Raw genomic sequence first — 16,526 nt, forward strand, 5'->3', positions numbered from 1 at the left:
CAAACGTTGCAACATACGATTGTGAAGAATCATTTGTTTCCACCTCGAGTCTGAGTCATGAGTCATGTGATCCATCGCTCGCTGCGCGCCGTGCCGCTGACGGCCGTCGGCGCCAGCGGCATCCGCATCACCGACCAGGCCGGCAAGTCCTACATCGACGCCAGCGGCGGCGCCGCGGTGTCGTGCCTCGGCCATGCGCACCCCGACGTGCTCGCGGCGATGCACGCGCAGATCGACAAGCTGGCCTATGCGCACACCAGCTTCTTCACCAGCGAAGCTTCGGAAGCGCTCGCCGATCGGCTGGTGCGCCATGCGCCACCGGGGCTGGACCAGGTCTACTTCCTGTCCGGCGGCTCCGAGGCCATCGAGGCCGCGCTGAAGCTCGCGCGGCAGCACTTCGTCGAGCTCGGCCAGCCCGAGCGCACGATGTTCGTCGCGCGGCGCCAGAGCTACCACGGCAACACGCTGGGGGCGCTGGCGGTCGGCGGCAACGAGTGGCGACGGCGGCAGTTCGCGCCGCTGCTCATCGATGTCGGCCGGGTCGCGCCCTGCTACGAGTACCGCGATCGCCAGGCGGGCGAAACGCGGGACGCCTACACGCAGCGCCTGCTCGCCGAACTCGACGCCGAGTTCCAGCGCATCGGCCCGCAGCGCGTGATCGCGTTCGTCGCCGAAACCGTCGTCGGCGCGACGCTCGGCGCCGTGCCGCCGACGCCCGGCTACTTCAAGGGCGTGCGCGCGCTGTGCGACCGCCACGGCATCCTCTACATCGCCGACGAGGTGATGTGCGGCATGGGCCGCACCGGCACGCTGCACGCGGTCGAACAGGAAGGCGTGGCGCCCGACCTGATGGTCGTCGCGAAGGGCCTGGGCGGCGGCTACCAGCCGATCGGCGCGGTGCTGGCCGGCGCGCGCGTGCTCGATCCGATCCGCCGCGGCAGCGGGCTGTTCCAGCACGGCCACACCTACATCGGCCATCCGACGGCGGCAGCGGCGGCGCTCGCCGTGCAGCAGGTCATCGAGCGCGACGACCTGCTGCGCTGCGTGCGCGAGCGCGGTGCCTTCCTGCAGCGCGCGCTGCTCGATCGCCTCGGCGAGCACCCGAACATCGGCGACATCCGCGGCCGCGGGCTGTTCGTCGGCGTCGAGCTGGTGCGCGACCGCGCCAGCAAGCTGCCGTTCGATCCGGGCCTGAAGCTGCATGCGCAGATCAAGGCGCAGGCGATGGCCAACGGCCTGCTCGTCTACCCGATGGGCGGCACGATCGACGGCCGGCACGGCGACCACGTGCTGCTCGCGCCGCCGTTCATCGTCAGCGAGGCCGAGATCGCGCAGATCGTCGACCTGCTGTCACTGTCGATCGAGCAGGCGCTCGCCGGCGCGGCCAGCGGCGCCTGAGCCGTTTTACCTCTCACCCCAGCGTCACCCGGAAAGACCGTCATGAACCCACGCACCACCCGCCCGCGCCTGCTGCGCCGCGCCGCCATCGCCGCCGCCTTCCTTGCCACCGGGAGCCTGGGCGCCCTCGCGGCCGAGCCGGGCGGCGTCTTGAAGAAGATCAAGGACAGCGGCGAGATCGGAATCGGCTACCGCGAGAGCTCGATCCCGTTCTCGTACCTGGACGACAAGGCGCAGCCGATCGGCTACACGATGGAACTGTGCAACCGCGCCGTCGACGCGCTGAAGAAGGAGCTCAAGCTGCCCGGGCTGAAGACCAAGCTGCAGGCCGTGACCTCGGGCAACCGCATCGCGCTGGTCGTCAACGGCACGATCGACATGGAGTGCGGTTCGACCGTCAACAACCCCGAGCGCCAGGCGCAGGTCGCGTTCAGCGACACCACCTTCGTGGTCGCGACCCGCTTCGTCGCCAGGAAGGCCGACAACCTGAAGACGCTGGCCGATCTGAAGGGAAAGACCGTCGCGGTGACCACCGGCACCAACACCGTCAAGCGCGTGCGCGAGCTCGACGCCGCGCAGGGCCTCGGGCTGACGATCATCAACGGCAAGGACCACGCCGATTCGTTCCTGCTGATGACCTCGGGCCGCGCGGTCGCGTTCTTCGAGGACGACATCCTGCTGACCGGCATCGCCGCGACCTCGAAGGCGCCGAACGACTACGCGCTGAGCACCGAGGGCTACAGCGTCGACCCGTACGCGATCATGATCCCGAAGGGCGACGCCGAGCTCAAGCGCGTCGTCGATGGTGTGCTTGCCGAGTTGTTCCGAAGCGGCGAGATCAACGCGATCTACGAGCGCTGGTTCATGAAGCCGATCCCGCCGAAGGGCATCACGCTGAACTTTCCCGTGGGCGCGGCGCTGAAGAAGGCGATCGCGAAGCCGACCGACTCGGCCGATTCGGCCGACTACCGGTGAGCACATCGTCCGCCGGCGCCGACCGGCTTGCGCCGATCCCCGAGGCGCAGTGGAGCGCCGCGCAGCGCCAATCCGCGCAGGAGATCATCGACGGTCCGCGCGGCGCGCTGCTCGCCCCGTTCATCCCGCTGCTGCGCAGCCCGGAACTGCTGACGCACGCGCAGCGCATGGGCGAGTACCTACGCTACCGCAGCGCGATCGGGCAGCGCCTGTCGGAGCTGGCGATCCTCGTGACGGCGCGGCAATGGTCGCAGCAGGTCGAATGGGCCATCCATGCGCCGATCGCGCGGCGCGAGGGCATCGCCGCCGAGACCGTCGAGGCGATCGCCGACGGGCGCCGGCCGTCGGGCATGCCGGACGACGAGGCGGCGGTCCACGACTTCTGCATCGAGCTGCATCGGCATCGCGGCATCAGCGACGCGACCTGGGCCGACGCGATCGCGCGTTTCGGCGAAGCCGGGGCGGTCGACCTGATCGGCATCAACGGCTACTACACGCTGCTGTCGATGGTGATGAACGCGGCTCGCACCCCGCCGCCGCCCGGCGCCACGGTGCCGCCGCTGCGCTGGCTCGCAACCTGACGCGAACTACAACGCGAGGCGGTGCGACTGCAGCTGCAGCAGCCCGTCGAAGATCAGCGTCTCGACGGTCTCGAACGGCAGGTCGATGATCGGCGCCAGCTTGACCGCGGCGCCGCCGGTCATCAGCAGCAGCGGCGTCTGGCCGGTGTGCTCGAGCAGCTTGCGGTTCATGCGCTCGACCGCGCCGGCGATCGCGTCGGCACCGCCGCTCATCAATGCATCGCTGGTGTTGGTCGGGAAGTCGACCGCCTCGCCGGTCGGCGCCTTCAGCCCGGCGGTACCCATCTCGAGCGCGCGCAGCATCAGGCCGAAGCCCGGCAGGATCAGGCCGCCGAGAAAGCGCCCGGACGTGTCGAGCGCATCGACCGTCACCGCGGTGCCGACCATCACGACCAGCGCCGGTCGCGCCGGCCCTTGCGCGAGCACGCGGTGGCGCGCACCGATCAGCGCGACCCAGCGATCGACGCCGAGCCGGCTCGGGTGGTCGTAGCTGTTGACGACGCCGCAGGCCTGGCTGCTCGAGACGACCCAGCGGGGCTCGACATCCCAGATCTCGAGCTGCTCCTCGACGCGGCGCTTCACGCCCTCGCCAGCGACCACGCAACCCAGCATGCTGCCGGGCGGCGGCAGTGAATGCCATTCGTTCTCGGCCAGGCTGTCGATCGTCTCGAGGAACACCGCACCGTGGTGCAGCAGCGTTGCACCGGGTTTCGGCGAGGTGTACTGGGCCCACTTCAGGCGGGTGTTGCCGATGTCGATCGCAAGAAAGGTCATGAGGGTCTCTCGATCAGGCCGGCGCGAGCGACGAGTCGACGCGGCTGCTGAGCAGCTGGCGCACGCGACGCATCGTCTGGCTCGCGGCCAGCGCGCGGTGCGGCTTCGTGATGCGGGCCTCGACCTCGTCGAGCAGGCCAGCGAGTTCGGCGCGCGTGCGTGCGCGGCGCAAGCGCATCAGGGTCAGCGAACCGGCCAGCGGCGCCTCGGCGCGCACCGCGCGCAGCAGGATCAGGCGCGCCTCGGCGACCACTGGATCGATCGCCCCGAGCGCGCCCGCGTCAGATGGCTGCCACAAGTTGGCCGTCGAGGGCCCGCCCAGCATCGAATCGCCCGACAGCGTCGGGTACAGCGAGCGCGATGGCGGCAGCAGCGAATCGGCCGCGACGGCGCCGCCATCGAAGCCCGACAACGGCAGGTCGACGTGCAGCACATCGGCCGGCGCCACCGGCGCGTCGATCAGCACCGCGAAGGTCGGCTCCGGCAGCATGATCAGCCCCATCTCGAGCAGCTCGCCGAAGCAGCTCTCGGGCACGCCGGCCTGCAGCGCCATGCTGCGCACCTCGGTCGCGCTGCGCCGGCCATCGACCAGAAACAGCACGGTGCGGTGGCGCTGGCTCACGCGGCGTTGGCGCGTGCTCAGTTCGGCCTGCCCTTCCGGGGTCTTGATCGGAATCGTGCCTGCGACCACGAGCGTCTCCTGTTTCTGCGACCCGGCCGGGGCGTTCAGCGCCCTTCTGACCCGGGGTATCCGCAGCATCCCAACGGCCGCGATTGTGCCGCCAAACGGAGGGCGCGGCGAGCTCGGGGGTGCCAGCGCGGGCGGTGCAATGTCACGAAGCGCGGAGGCCCGCCCCGGCGTTCGCCGCAGTCGGTCGCTCAGGCGAACGCGGCCAGCAGCGCGGATGACGCCTGCGCCGGCCCGAGCCGTGCGCGCAGCGCGTTGCCATCCAGCGCCGGGTGCTCGGCGCAGGCGCGTTCGAGCATCTCGGTCGCGAGCACGCGCAGCTGCGCGGCCGAGGCCCGCACGCGCGCGCGGAACTGCGCGTCGTCGAGCGTGTCGTTCAGGCCGCGGTTCAGTTCGGCGAACCACGGCAGCGCGGCATGGTCGAGCATCACCGCCGGGTTGCGCTTCGCGCTGAGCGCCGACCACGCGCGCAGGAAGGCCTGCACCGCGAGGTTCAGGGCCTGACACTGCGCAAGCTCGTCGCGCAGGCTGCCGAGCGCCGCGAGGTCGGTCAGCCGGCGCTGGAAGAAGAACTGCGCCAGCACGCCCCAGTAGTAGGTGTAGTCCCAGATCACCTTGACCGGCAGCACCTCGGGGTCGCCGAACAGCGCGTACTGGTCGGTGTACAGCGCCAGCGTGCTCTCGTAGAACGAGTGGTAGATCTGGTCGTAGACCCGGGCATGGGCGCCGAGTGCGCGGCCCGCGCGGTCACGCGCGATCAGCTCGGTGATGTAGGTGTTGGCGATGCCGATGAAGTCGCTGCCAGGCGAGTAGAACGGATCGAGGAACAGCCCGGCCTCGCCGGTCAGCGCCCAGCGCTGCGCCGAGAACACGCGGCTGCAGCCGTACGAGAAATCGCGCAAGAACGCGAAGTCCTGCAGCCGTCCGCGCTTGTCGTCGAGCGCGTCGAACAAGCGCGGCTGGTAGCGCTCGAGCCAGCGCATCGCCTTGTCGAAACTGTTCATCGTCTCGAGCGGGTGCAGGCGCGGGTCGGCGACGATGCCCACCGAATGCGAACCCGACGCGAGCGGGATCAGCCAGACCCAGTAGCCGGCGCCGACCAGGTGGTTCGTCGAGAGCCAGCGGGCCTGCGGGTCGCAGCGCGCGCGCCACGCGAGGTTGTCGGACCAGCGGTCGATGTCGATGCGGTCCTTGATGCGGAACCAGACCGCGTTGGCCTCGTGCGCGTTCGGTTGCGCGAGGCCGAGCTTGCGCTTGAGCAGCCCGGCGCGGCCGCAGGCGTCGACGAGCCAGCGCGCCGCGGCGTGCTGCGTCGCACCGGCCGCATCGAAGCTCAGCCGATGCGGGGCAGCGTCGTCCGGCGCGAGCTCGATGGTGCGCACGATCGCACCGTCGACGAAGCGGATGCCGCGCCGCTGCGCCTCTGCACCGAGGAAGTTCTCGAAGATGCCGCGGTCGATCTGGTAGCTCGGAACCGACAGGTAGCGGCTCGCGCCGATCTCGGTGACCTGGTCGATGTCGCGTCGCCCTTCCGAGAAGAAGAAGCGGAAGCCGAACTTGCGCAGCTGCGCCTGGTCGAGGTGATCCTTCAGCCCGAGCACCTGGCTGAAGTAGTGCGCGCCGATCTCGACCGACGACTCGCCGACCTTGTGCGCGGCCTCGGGCACCGGGTGGCGGCGGCGCTCGATCACCAGCACATCGAGGTCGGCAAAGCGCTGCTTCAGCTGCAGCGCGAGCGTCAGGCCGGCGAGGCCGCCGCCCATGATGACGACGTCGTGCGAAGGAGGCGCCAGACTCATGTCACGCAGTATGCCGACAGGCCACATCGTGCAGCCGCACGCGCAGCGCCAGCCGCGCCGACAGCGGCAGCGCCAGCGCCGCCGTGTCGCCCTGCGCGAGCGCCTCGAACAGCGGCAGCGCATCGCACATCGCATTGCCCGCGAGCGCCTGCGCCGCGCGCGAGCGCAACGCGATCGGCGCACTCGACCCGCTCGCGAGCGACCCCTCGAGCGCGGCCAGCGCGTGCGCGCTGCGCCGCGGCGCGATGACCAGCGCGACCGCGAGCAGGCCGCGGCTGTCGTTGGTCGACGCGAGCGCGCCGACGGCCGCGACATCGCAGCCGACCAGCAGCACCGGCCGCTCGTCGACGACGCACTGCGTCAGCGCCTCGAGCAGCCCGGCCGCGAAGCTGCGGTCGAACCCGCTGACGGCGGTGCTCGCGTGATGGCAACCGGTCGCGATGCCCCAGTAGCCCGACGCGGCGTTGTGCACCGAGTTGTGGAACTTCGTCGGCGAGAGCAGCGCCGGCGCGCTGGCCAGCGTGCTGCAGACCGCGTCGATCACCGCCAGATCGCCATGCGCCGACGTGAACACGCTGAGCAGCGTGTCGGCGCGCCGGCCGGATTGCGCGACCGCGTGCGTCGCGACCTCGAGCGCCAGCGCGACCGTGTCGGGCGCACGGCGGCGCTCGGCCAGCGGCAGAAGTTCCGGCGCGGGCCGGCGCACCGGCGGATCGACGCCGGCGCCTTCGTCACGGAATGCGGCGCGCGCGATCTCCCAGCCCGGCAGCGTCGGCGCCCACAGGGCGGCGCCCTCGATGAACACGCTCGGCAAGGCACTCATCTCACGCGCCTCGCGCGAACGCCAGCACGCAGTTCGTGCCGCCGAAGCCGAAGGAGTGACTGAGCGCGACACGCACGTCGCCGCGCGCCGGTCGCAGCCGGATCTGCGGACCGCATGCCGGATCGAGCCGCTCGCTGTTCACGGTGCCCGGCATGAGCCCGGTCTCGATCGCGAGCAGGCTGAAGGCGGCCTCGACGATGCCGGCCGCACCCAGCGTGTGGCCGGTGAAGCCCTTTGTCGAACTCGCATGCGTGCGCGGACCGAGGCGGCGCGCGACCAGGGCCGCCTCGACCGCGTCGTTCTGCTGACTCGCGGTGCCGTGCAGGTTGATGTGATCGACGGCCTCGGCTTCGATCCCGGCCCGCGCGAGCGCATCGTCGAGCGCGTGCTCGGCGCCCAGGCCCCCGGGGTGCGGCGCCGACATGTGGTGTGCATCGCTGGCCTCGCCGTGGCCGATCAGCTGCAGCGGCCCCGGCCCGCGCTGCAGCAGCGCGAAGCCCGCCGCCTCGCCGAGGTTGATGCCGCGCCGTGCCGCATCGAAGGGCTGGCACGGCTCGGGCGAGACCAGCTGCAGGGCGTTGAAGCCGAACAGCACGCTGTCGCACAGGCTGTCGACGCCGCCGACGACCGCGGCATCGATCAGCGCCAGCCGCAGCATCCGTTCGGCGGCCGCGAACGCCTTCGCGCTCGACGAGCACGCGGTCGAGATCGTCAGGCACGGGCCTTCGAGGCGCAGCGCCTGCTGCACGAAGTTCGCGAGCGAGTGCGGGGTGTGCAGCGTCGGGTTGCGCAGCGCGGCCGGGAACCGGCCCTGCGCATCGAGCACGCGGTAAGCGTCTTCGGTCGCGCCGATGCTGGAGGTCGAGGTGCCGACGACGAGGCCGACACGCGCTGGGCCGAAGCGCTCTCGCGCCGCCGCGACCGCATCGAGAAAGCCATCGGCGTTCAGACCCAGCCACGCGAGCCGGTGGTTGCGGCAATCCCAGCGCGCGAACCGGCCCGGCAGCGCTGCATCGAGCCCGTCGACGCGGCCGATCCAGGTCGGCAGTGGCGCGGGCCCGAAGTCGTTGCGGCGCAGCCCGCTGCGCTGCGCGCCGACCGCCGCGAGCATCTCCGCTTTGCCCGCGCCGACGGCCGAGGTCGCGGTGTAGGCGCTGACCTGAATCGGTTTCAGGGTCGGTGGCATGGCAGTCGAAGCGCAATGGCCGCAAAAGTCTATCGGAAGCGCAGGGCGATACACTCCCACACTCGCACTTGACGTATACGTCAATTGAACGACCTCCGGAGCCCGCGTGGCGAAACAAACACCCTCCCTGGCGGACTACCAGTTCAGCGCCGCGCTCGCCAAGGGCGCGGCTGGCCGCTTCGACCTGAAACGCTTCGATCCGGCCGCGAAGCCGTTCGGCAGCGGCGACAAGGCAAGCGACAAGCTCGCGGCCATCGCGCTCGCGACCGAGCTCGACGAGCTGCAGAACCTGTTCTATGCCGACCGTCGATTCCGCCTGCTGGTCGTGCTGCAGGGCACCGACACCGCCGGCAAGGACGGCACGATCCGCGGCGTGTTCGGCCAGATGAGCGCGCTCGGCGTGCACACGGTCGCCTGGAAGGCGCCCACCGAGCCCGAGCGCGCCCGCGACTACCTCTGGCGCATTCACGCCCAGGTGCCCGCCAACGGCGAGGTGACGATCTTCAACCGCAGCCACTACGAAGACGTGCTGGTGCCGCCGGTCAGCGGCTGGATCACGCCCGCGCAGACGCGGCAGCGCTACGCGCAGATCAATGACTTCGAGCGCATGCTGTGCGAGAACGGCACCGTGATCGTCAAGTTCCTGCTGCACATCTCGAAGGAAGAGCAGCGCCTGCGGCTGCAGGAACGGCTCGACGACCCGGCCAAGAACTGGAAGTTCGCGCCCGGCGATCTGGAGGTGCGCAAGCAGTGGAACGCCTACCAGAAGGCCTACAGTGCGGCGATCGCCGCGACCGGAACGAAGTGGGCGCCATGGACGATCGTGCCGGCCGACTCGAAGACGCACCGCAACCTGATGATCGCGACCGCGATGAAGCAGGTGCTGACCGCCCTTGCGCTGCGCTACCCGCCGACCGACCCGGCGCTGAAGAACATCACCGTCGTCTGAAGACCTTGCGAGGAGACAAACATGAGACAACCTTCCATCAACGCATTGCGGGTCGAGCGCCGGGCCGCTCCCAAGCCGGCCCGCACCCCCTCGGGGGGTCGAGCGACGTACCCGGCGCTCGGGGGGCTGTCATGACCGACCTGTCCGCCGAATTCAAGGCCCTCGCGAACTACCGCCCGACGCACAAGGTGCGCTTCGTCACCGCGGCGTCGCTGTTCGACGGCCACGACGCGGCGATCAACATCATGCGGCGCATCCTGCAGGGCATGGGCGCCGAGGTGATCCACCTCGGGCACAACCGCTCGGTCGACGAGGTCGTGACCGCGGCCTTGCAGGAAGACGTACAGGGCATCGCGATCAGCTCGTACCAGGGCGGCCACGTCGAGTACTTCAAGTACATGGTCGACCTGCTGAAGAGCCGCGGCGGCGCGCACATCCAGGTCTTCGGCGGCGGCGGCGGCGTGATCGTCGGCAGCGAGATCGCGGAGCTGCAGGGTTACGGCGTGACGCGCATCTACAGCCCCGAGGACGGCCAGCGCATGGGGCTGGCCGGGATGATCGGCGAGATGGTGATGCGCTGCGATATCGATCTGTCGGTGCACGCGCCGAAGACCGTGTCCGCGATCCAGGGCAGGACCGAGCCGCACTGGCGTGCACTGGCGCAGCTGATCACCGCGCTCGAGAACGGCCAGGCGAACGATGCGCTGAAGAGCGCGCTGCACGCCGAGGCCGCGAGCGCGAAGACGCCGGTGCTCGGCATCACCGGCACCGGCGGCGCCGGCAAATCGAGCCTGACCGACGAGCTGATCCGCCGGCTGCGTCTCGATCAGGGCGACGCGCTGCGGGTGGCGGTCATCAGCATCGATCCGTCGCGCCGCAAGAGCGGCGGCGCGCTGCTCGGCGACCGCATCCGGATGAACGCGATCCAGCCGTGGCGCGGCGAGCAAAAGGTCTTCATGCGCAGCCTCGCGACACGCGACTTCGGCAGCGAGATCAGCCAGGCCCTGCCCGACGTGCTCGCCGCGGTGAAGGCATCGGCCGGCTTCGACCTGATCATCGTCGAGACCTCTGGCATCGGCCAGGGCGACGCGGCGATCGTGCCGCTCGTCGACGTGCCGATGTACGTGATGACGCCCGAGTTCGGTGCCGCGAGCCAGCTCGAGAAGATCGACATGCTCGACTTCGCCGAGTTCGTCGCGATCAACAAGTTCGACCGCAAGGGCGCGGCCGATGCGCTGCGCGATGTCGCAAAACAGGTGCAGCGCAACCAGGAGGCGTGGAAGAGCCGGCCCGACGAGATGCCGGTGTTCGGCACGATGGCCAGCCGCTTCAACGACGACGGCGTGACCGCGCTGTACCAGGCGCTGCTGCCGCGGCTCGCTCAGCTCGGCATGCGCGTGTGCGACGGCATGCTGCCGAAAGCCGCGACACGCCACAGCACGCACCAGGTGCCGATCGTGCCGGCCGCGCGCGTGCGCTACCTCGCCGACATCGCCGACACCGTGCGCGGCTACAAGGCGCATGCGCGCGCGCAGGCGGCGCTGGCGCGCGAGATCCAGCAGCTGCGTGCGTCGGCTGCGATGCTGGTGGTCGACAAGCCGGATCGCTCGCGCGCCGCCGAGGCCGTGCGCAACCTCGCCGAGGAGCGCGAGGCGCGCCAGAGCCCGGCCGCAGCCAAGCTGCTCGGCATGTGGCCCGACATGCAGCGCGCCTACGCCGGCGACGAATACGTCGTGAAGATCCGCGGCCAGGAACTGCGCACCGCGCTGACCTACACGACGCTCAGCGGCAACAAGATCCGCAAGGTCGCGCTGCCGACCTATGAAGACCACGGCGAGATCCTGAAGTGGCTGATGCTCGACAACGTGCCCGGCTCGTTCCCGTACACCGCCGGCAGCTTCGCGTTCAAGCGCGAGGGCGAAGACCCGACGCGCATGTTCGCCGGCGAAGGCGACGCGTTCCGCACCAACACGCGCTTCAAGCTGCTGAGCGCGGGGATGGCGGCAAAGCGCCTGAGCACCGCGTTTGACTCGGTCACGCTGTACGGCAACGACCCGGCCGAGCGCCCCGACATCTATGGCAAGGTCGGCAACTCGGGCGTCAGCATCGCGACGCTCGACGACATGAAGGTGCTGTATTCGGGCTTCGACCTGACGAACCCGGCGACGAGCGTCAGCATGACGATCAACGGCCCGGCGCCGACGATCCTGGCGATGTTCATGAACACCGCGATCGACCAGAACCTCGACAAGTTCCGCGCCGACAACGGCCGCGCGCCTACGTCTGAGGAAGCCGCGAAGATCGGCGCGTGGGTCAAGGAGAACGTGCGCGGCACCGTGCAGGCCGACATCCTGAAGGAAGACCAGGGCCAGAACACCTGCATCTTCTCGACCGAGTTCTCGCTGAAGGTGATGGGCGACATCGCCGAGTACTTCGTGCACCACAAGGTGCGCAACTTCTACTCGGTCAGCATCAGCGGCTATCACATCGCCGAGGCCGGCGCGAACCCGATCAGCCAGCTCGCGTTCACGCTGTCGAACGGCTTCACGTTCGTCGAGGCGTATCTCGCGCGCGGCATGCACATCGACGACTTCGCGCCGAACCTCTCCTTCTTCTTCAGCAACGGCATGGACCCGGAATACACGGTGCTCGGGCGCGTCGCGCGGCGCATCTGGGCGGTCGCGATGCGCGAGCGCTACGGCGCCAACGAGCGCAGCCAGAAGCTGAAGTACCACGTGCAGACCAGCGGCCGCTCGCTGCACGCGCAGGAGATCCAGTTCAACGACATCCGCACGACCCTGCAGGCGCTGATCGCGATCTACGACAACTGCAACTCGCTGCACACCAACGCGTTCGACGAGGCGATCACGACACCGACGGAAGACTCGGTGCGCCGCGCGATGGCGATCCAGCTGATCATCAACCGCGAGTGGGGGCTGGCGAAGAACGAGAACCCGAACCAGGGCGCGTTCATCATCGACGAGCTGACCGAGCTGGTCGAGGAGATGGTGCTGCAGGAGTTCGAGAAGATCGCCGAACGCGGCGGCGTGCTCGGTGCGATGGAGACCGGCTACCAGCGCGGCAAGATCCAGGAAGAGAGCATGCACTACGAGATGCTGAAGCACACCGGCGAGTACCCGATCGTCGGCGTCAACACCTTCCGCAACCCGCACGGCGATCCGGTCGTCGACACGCTCGAGCTCGCGCGCTCGACCGACAACGAGAAGCAAAGTCAGCTGAAGCGGCTGGCCGACTTCCAGGCACGCCACGCGAAGGAGGCCCCGGCGATGCTGAAGCGCCTGCAGGACGCGGTGATCGCGAACGCCAATGTCTTCGAGGTGCTGATGGACGCGGTGCGATGCTGCTCGCTCGGGCAGATCACGAACGCGCTGTTCGAGGTCGGCGGGCAGTACCGGCGCAGCATGTAGCGCAGCGCGCGTCGGCTCACAGGGTCGAACGCAGATCGGTGACCTTGACCGCGTCGAGCACCAGCGCCGACGCCGGGATCGCCACGCACGGCAGGATGAAGCCTTCGGTTTTTTCCTCGGCGCTCAGGCCAGGCCACTCGATCGCGTAGCGCACGCGCCCGCTGACCAGCCGGCAGATGCACGCGCGGCAGGTTCCATTGCGACACGAGCTCGGCAGCATCAGGCCGGCGTCGCGCGCCGACCGCAGGATCGGCGCGCCGGCCGGCGCCTGGAAGCGATGCCCCGATGGCTCGAGGACGATACTGAATCGATCCGGCATGGCGCCCGCAGCTCCTATCATTGACAACCACCTCTGCGACGCGTGCCGATGACACTGTCCCTGATCGAACGATACCTCGCGAAGGCTGCCGCCTGATGAGCCTCCTGTTGATCCGCCACGGCGAGACCGCGCTGAACGTTGCGCGCGTGCTGCAACCGGCGGACACACCACTGAGCGAGCGCGGCGTCGCGCAGGCCGAGGCGCTGGCGCGCAGGCTCGGGGCGATGGGCCTGCGCGCGATCGTCAGCAGCGACCTGCCGCGCGCGTTGCGCAGCGCGCAGGCGATCGCCGCGGCCACCGGCGCCGCGATCGAGATCACGCCGCTGCTGCAGGAGCGCAATTTCGGCGACTGGCGCGGCCAGCCTTACGACGGCTTCGCGATCGACCCGCTGGGCTTCGATGGCGCGCCGCCGAACGGCGAATCGGCGGCCGCGTTCGAGCAGCGCGTCGCGACCGCCTTCGCGCACCTGGTGCGACGGCGTGCCGAGCTCGGCGGCCCGGTCGCGGTCGTGACGCACGGGCTCGTGCTGCGCGTGCTGCTGGCCGCACATGTGCGCCTGGCCGACGGCATGCGCCCGCCGACGCACCTGGGCAACACCAGCCTGAGCATCGTCGACGCGCTGCCGCCGCACCCGGTGAGCCTGCTGAACTGCACGCGCCATCTGGACGACATCGTGCCCGACGATGCGCAGGCGCTGTCGGGCGGGTAGGAGCCTCAGCCCGGCCGCTCCCGAAGGGAGCGGGAGTGAAGCCCTTATCGCAGAGTCCACTGCCCCTCGTGCTCGGCCGCCGTGCCTTCGTCGCGCAGCTTGAACAGGTGCGCACGCAGCGAGCGCAGCGCCATCGCGAGCAGCTGCGGCTTCACGTCGTCGTAGACGCGCGCGAGCAGCGCGTCGGCATCGACGGGGCCGAGCGCGCGCAGCGCAGCGACGACCTTGGCCTCGCGCTTCAGCCGGTGCGCGACGATGGCCTCGATCGCGCGCTTCGGCTGCGCCATCAGGAAACCGTGGCCGGGCGCGAGCCATTCGAGATCGAGCCCGGCGAGGGCGCGCAGCGAAGCGAGGTAGGCGGCCATGTCGCCGTCCGGCGGGTTGATCACGACGGTCGACAACTGCATCACGTGGTCGCCGGTGAACAGCAGCTTCTCTTCTTCGAGCAGGTAGCAGATGTGGTTCGACGCATGGCCGGGGGTGCGGATCGCCCGCAGCGTCGTGCGTTCGCCGTCCGGGCCGGGCAGCTCGAAGCGCTCGCCCCCTTGCAGCGTCACGTCGGGCGCGAAGCTCGCGTCCTGCCATTCGGCGTGATCGGCCACGCGGCCATGCACGACCGCGCCGGTGCGCTCCTGCAGCGGCACGCAGGCCGGCGAGTGGTCGTTGTGGGTGTGGGTCGCGAAGATCCAGCGGATCGGCCCCGGCGCCGCCGCGACGATCGCATCGACGTGCGCCGCATGCAGCGGCCCCGGATCGATCACCGCCCATTCGTTGCGCGCGCCGCCGCCGAGCAGGTAGGTGTTCGTGCCCGGCCCGGTCATCAGGCTGCCGTTGTCCGCGGTGACGCGGATCAGCCGCGGCGACAACCGCACCGGCGTTCCGACCTGGATGTCGTAGCAACCGCTGCCATGGCCTTCGGGATCGATCCGGCCGAGCTCGGCGAACGCCGGCTCGTCGGGCAACACCGGCCGCGTGCCCTGCCGGCCGCGGCCGACGCGCGGCATGATCAGCGCAACCTCGCGCGGCGCACGCGCCCACGCGAGCAGCGCATCGACGCGCTCGTAGCGGCCCACCAGTTCGAGCGTCTTCTGCGTCGGCGTCATCAGCTTCAGTTCGTCGGCACGCGCGAGCGCCTCGGCGGGGCGCAACCAGAGCTGCTCGACCATCTCGGTGCCGTCGAACGCGGCGATCTGCGCGCGTGGCGCGGCGGCGATGAAGAAGCGCGTGTCGAAGCGCTTCGGCCGCGCCAGCGGCGTCAGCCAGTGGCTCAGGTATTCGAGGCGATCGAGCGCGAGCGTCAGGCCGAACTCACGGCACATCTCGCCCAGCGTGCGTTCGTTGCGATGCAGCAGGCCACGCCATGCGCCGAGGCGCGCGCCTGGCGCGTCGTCGAGGCGCACGAGCTCGCCGGAGCGATCGGTTGCGAACAGCAGGCCCGATTCCTCGAAGCATTCGCGCACCGCGGCGACGTAGTAGTCGAGGCCGTTGGCCGGCAGGCCCAGCCGCGCGCTCGCCGCGGCATCGTCGACGCCGGCGCAGCAGCCGTGCGAGCGCCGATCGCCCGGGTCGACGATGCCGCCCGGGAAGACCCAGGCGCCGCTGTTGTGGTCGCCGCGCTCGGCGCGGCGCGACAGCAGCACCTCGATGCCGCTCGGGCCATCGCGCACGACGACGATGGTGGCCGCGGCGCGCGGCGGCGTGCCCGACGAGGGCATCACGCCAGCTCCCGGATCAGCGCCATCGCCGCCGCCGGCGCCTTCTCCTTGGCACCGCTGATGAAGTACAGGAACACGTCGCGCGGCGGCCCGGCGGGCTGCGCGGCTTCGACGCGCGGCAGTCCGTCAGGCTCGCCGCCGTCACGCCAGGCCCTCGCGCAAGCGGCGAGCGGCGCAAAGACCTCCGCCGCGCAGCCCTCGGGCTGCGCGGCCTCGGTGCGCATCAGGCGCGCGTAGACGAAATCGCCGCTCAGGTCGGCGAACGAGGGGTAGTCGTCGGAGTCGGTGAACACCGTGGCGGCCCGGTAGCGGCGTGCGAGCGCGAGGTACTGCGGCGACTTGAAGCTCTCGTGCCGCACATCGAGCGCATGACGCAGCGGCAAGCCGGCGATCTCGGCCGGCAGCAACTTCAGAAAGGCCTCGAAGTCATCGGACTCGAAGCGCTTGGTCGGCGCGAACTGCCAGACGATCGGTCCGAGCTTCTCGCGCAGCTCGGCAATGCCCTGATTCACGAAGCGCTGGATCGATTCGCCGGCCTCGGCGAGCACGCGGCGGTTCGTCGCGAAGCGCGAGGCCTTCAGCGAGAACACGAAGTCGTCGGGCGTCTCGTCACGCCACTTCGCGAAGGTCGCCGGCTTCTGCGAGCTGTAGTAGGTGCCGTTGACCTCGATCGCGCTGAGCTTGCGGCTCGCGTATTCGAGCTCGCGGGCGTGCGGCCAGCCGGCGGGGAAGAAGTTGTCGCGCCAGGGTTCGAAGGTCCAGCCGCCGACCCCGACGCGGATCCGCGGGGCCGTGTTCGTCGTCGCTTCGCTCATCAAAATTTCTCCTGGCGTGGACAGGCCCTAGACTCTAGAGCATGCCGTGGACACTGCTCTTCCTCGCCGGGCTTTTCGAGATCGCGTGGGCCATCGGCCTGAAGTACACCGACGGCTTCAGCAAGCTCGTGCCGAGCGCGTTGACCGTTGGCGCGATGATCGCCAGCATCGTGCTGCTCGGCCTCGCGATGAAGCAGCTGCCGGTCGGCACCGCGTACGCGGTCTGGACCGGCATCGGCACCGTCGGCACCGTGATCCTCGGCATCGTGCTGATGGGCGACTCGGCGGCGCCGATGCGGCTGGTGTGCCTGAGCCTGATCGTGCTGGGGATACTCGGGCTCAAGCTGTCAGCGTAGGAGCCTGGGC

At 70.0% G+C, this 16,526-nt stretch carries 15 protein-coding genes; 7 read left to right on the plus strand and 8 right to left on the minus strand.

Annotated elements, in window-relative coordinates; all coding sequences use genetic code 11:
- Positions 1–57 precede the first annotated feature (57 nt).
- The 3 genes from AC1DTW_RS00980 to AC1DTW_RS00990 are packed head-to-tail and all read left to right on the plus strand — an operon-like array spanning position 58 to position 2,954.
- Complete coding sequence (locus AC1DTW_RS00980; RefSeq protein ID WP_477978189.1) at positions 58–1,398, plus strand: aspartate aminotransferase family protein; 1,341 nt, start codon at positions 58–60, stop codon at positions 1,396–1,398.
- A gap of 42 nt (positions 1,399–1,440) precedes the next feature.
- Positions 1,441–2,373: an amino acid ABC transporter substrate-binding protein gene (locus tag AC1DTW_RS00985; RefSeq protein ID WP_477978191.1), complete on the plus strand. Its 933-nt coding sequence runs from the start codon at positions 1,441–1,443 to the stop codon at positions 2,371–2,373.
- Positions 2,370–2,954: a carboxymuconolactone decarboxylase family protein gene (locus tag AC1DTW_RS00990; RefSeq protein WP_477978193.1), complete on the plus strand. Its 585-nt coding sequence runs from the start codon at positions 2,370–2,372 to the stop codon at positions 2,952–2,954. Before AC1DTW_RS00985 ends, AC1DTW_RS00990 begins: the two co-directional genes overlap by 4 nt.
- A gap of 6 nt (positions 2,955–2,960) precedes the next feature.
- On the opposite strand, the gene AC1DTW_RS00995 is transcribed toward AC1DTW_RS00990, so the two are convergent.
- The 5 genes from AC1DTW_RS00995 to AC1DTW_RS01015 all read right to left on the minus strand — a co-directional run bounded on the left by AC1DTW_RS00995 (position 2,961) and on the right by AC1DTW_RS01015 (position 8,224).
- Complete coding sequence (locus tag AC1DTW_RS00995) at positions 2,961–3,728, minus strand: type III pantothenate kinase (protein ID WP_477978195.1); 768 nt, start codon at positions 3,726–3,728, stop codon at positions 2,961–2,963.
- Positions 3,729–3,741: 13 nt separating this feature from the next.
- A complete protein-coding gene (locus AC1DTW_RS01000; protein WP_477978197.1) occupies positions 3,742–4,419 on the minus strand; it encodes a hypothetical protein in 678 nt (225 codons plus the stop codon).
- A gap of 188 nt (positions 4,420–4,607) precedes the next feature.
- The gene (locus AC1DTW_RS01005; RefSeq protein WP_477978199.1) at positions 4,608–6,215 is read right to left on the minus strand and encodes an NAD(P)/FAD-dependent oxidoreductase; all 1,608 of its coding nucleotides are present in this window, start codon (positions 6,213–6,215) and stop codon (positions 4,608–4,610) included.
- Between the two features lies 1 nt (position 6,216).
- Positions 6,217–7,038 carry a beta-ketoacyl synthase chain length factor gene (locus AC1DTW_RS01010; protein WP_477978201.1) on the minus strand — a complete coding sequence of 274 codons (822 nt, stop codon included), beginning with the start codon at positions 7,036–7,038 and terminating at the stop codon, positions 6,217–6,219.
- A gap of 1 nt (position 7,039) precedes the next feature.
- Positions 7,040–8,224 carry a beta-ketoacyl-ACP synthase gene (locus AC1DTW_RS01015; RefSeq protein ID WP_477978203.1) on the minus strand — a complete coding sequence of 395 codons (1,185 nt, stop codon included), beginning with the start codon at positions 8,222–8,224 and terminating at the stop codon, positions 7,040–7,042.
- Positions 8,225–8,351: 127 nt separating this feature from the next.
- Between AC1DTW_RS01015 and AC1DTW_RS01020 the strand changes: the two genes are divergently transcribed.
- Positions 8,352–9,173: a PPK2 family polyphosphate kinase gene (locus AC1DTW_RS01020; protein WP_477978507.1), complete on the plus strand. Its 822-nt coding sequence runs from the start codon at positions 8,352–8,354 to the stop codon at positions 9,171–9,173.
- A 131-nt stretch (positions 9,174–9,304) separates the two neighbouring features.
- Positions 9,305–12,601: a fused isobutyryl-CoA mutase/GTPase IcmF gene (gene icmF / locus AC1DTW_RS01025; protein ID WP_477978205.1), complete on the plus strand. Its 3,297-nt coding sequence runs from the start codon at positions 9,305–9,307 to the stop codon at positions 12,599–12,601.
- Positions 12,602–12,617: 16 nt separating this feature from the next.
- Here icmF and AC1DTW_RS01030 read toward each other — a convergent pair whose 3' ends face one another.
- Positions 12,618–12,920, minus strand: coding sequence for a 2Fe-2S iron-sulfur cluster-binding protein (locus tag AC1DTW_RS01030; protein WP_477978207.1), 303 nt, complete (start codon positions 12,918–12,920; stop codon positions 12,618–12,620).
- A 95-nt stretch (positions 12,921–13,015) separates the two neighbouring features.
- Between AC1DTW_RS01030 and AC1DTW_RS01035 the strand changes: the two genes are divergently transcribed.
- Positions 13,016–13,630, plus strand: coding sequence for a histidine phosphatase family protein (locus tag AC1DTW_RS01035; RefSeq protein ID WP_477978209.1), 615 nt, complete (start codon positions 13,016–13,018; stop codon positions 13,628–13,630).
- Positions 13,631–13,674: 44 nt separating this feature from the next.
- On the opposite strand, the gene AC1DTW_RS01040 is transcribed toward AC1DTW_RS01035, so the two are convergent.
- Positions 13,675–15,345 (minus strand): MBL fold metallo-hydrolase, encoded by a 1,671-nt coding sequence (locus AC1DTW_RS01040; protein ID WP_477978211.1) that lies wholly within the window; start codon positions 15,343–15,345, stop codon positions 13,675–13,677.
- Complete coding sequence (locus AC1DTW_RS01045) at positions 15,345–16,160, minus strand: DUF72 domain-containing protein (protein WP_477978213.1); 816 nt, start codon at positions 16,158–16,160, stop codon at positions 15,345–15,347. Before AC1DTW_RS01045 ends, AC1DTW_RS01040 begins: the two co-directional genes overlap by 1 nt.
- 41 nt (positions 16,161–16,201) lie before the next feature.
- Between AC1DTW_RS01045 and sugE the strand changes: the two genes are divergently transcribed.
- Positions 16,202–16,516 (plus strand): quaternary ammonium compound efflux SMR transporter SugE, encoded by a 315-nt coding sequence (sugE, locus tag AC1DTW_RS01050; RefSeq protein ID WP_477978215.1) that lies wholly within the window; start codon positions 16,202–16,204, stop codon positions 16,514–16,516.
- Positions 16,517–16,526 lie beyond the last annotated feature (10 nt).

This window comes from Rhizobacter sp. P5_A1, from assembly GCF_056400745.1.

Excerpts from the sequence above, each read along its gene's own strand:
- AC1DTW_RS00980 (WP_477978189.1), top strand. The coding sequence starts at position 58 with ATGAGTCATGTGATCCATCGCTCGCTGCGCGCCGTGCCGCTGACGGCC.
- AC1DTW_RS00985 (WP_477978191.1), top strand. The coding sequence starts at position 1,441 with ATGAACCCACGCACCACCCGCCCGCGCCTGCTGCGCCGCGCCGCCATC.
- AC1DTW_RS00995 (WP_477978195.1), bottom strand. The coding sequence starts at position 3,728 with ATGACCTTTCTTGCGATCGACATCGGCAACACCCGCCTGAAGTGGGCC.
- AC1DTW_RS01005 (WP_477978199.1), bottom strand. The coding sequence starts at position 6,215 with ATGAGTCTGGCGCCTCCTTCGCACGACGTCGTCATCATGGGCGGCGGC.
- AC1DTW_RS01010 (WP_477978201.1), bottom strand. The coding sequence starts at position 7,038 with ATGAGTGCCTTGCCGAGCGTGTTCATCGAGGGCGCCGCCCTGTGGGCG.
- AC1DTW_RS01015 (WP_477978203.1), bottom strand. The coding sequence starts at position 8,224 with ATGCCACCGACCCTGAAACCGATTCAGGTCAGCGCCTACACCGCGACC.
- icmF (WP_477978205.1), top strand. The coding sequence starts at position 9,305 with ATGACCGACCTGTCCGCCGAATTCAAGGCCCTCGCGAACTACCGCCCG.
- AC1DTW_RS01030 (WP_477978207.1), bottom strand. The coding sequence starts at position 12,920 with ATGCCGGATCGATTCAGTATCGTCCTCGAGCCATCGGGGCATCGCTTC.
- AC1DTW_RS01035 (WP_477978209.1), top strand. The coding sequence starts at position 13,016 with ATGAGCCTCCTGTTGATCCGCCACGGCGAGACCGCGCTGAACGTTGCG.
- AC1DTW_RS01040 (WP_477978211.1), bottom strand. The coding sequence starts at position 15,345 with ATGCCCTCGTCGGGCACGCCGCCGCGCGCCGCGGCCACCATCGTCGTC.
- AC1DTW_RS01045 (WP_477978213.1), bottom strand. The coding sequence starts at position 16,160 with ATGAGCGAAGCGACGACGAACACGGCCCCGCGGATCCGCGTCGGGGTC.
- sugE (WP_477978215.1), top strand. The coding sequence starts at position 16,202 with ATGCCGTGGACACTGCTCTTCCTCGCCGGGCTTTTCGAGATCGCGTGG.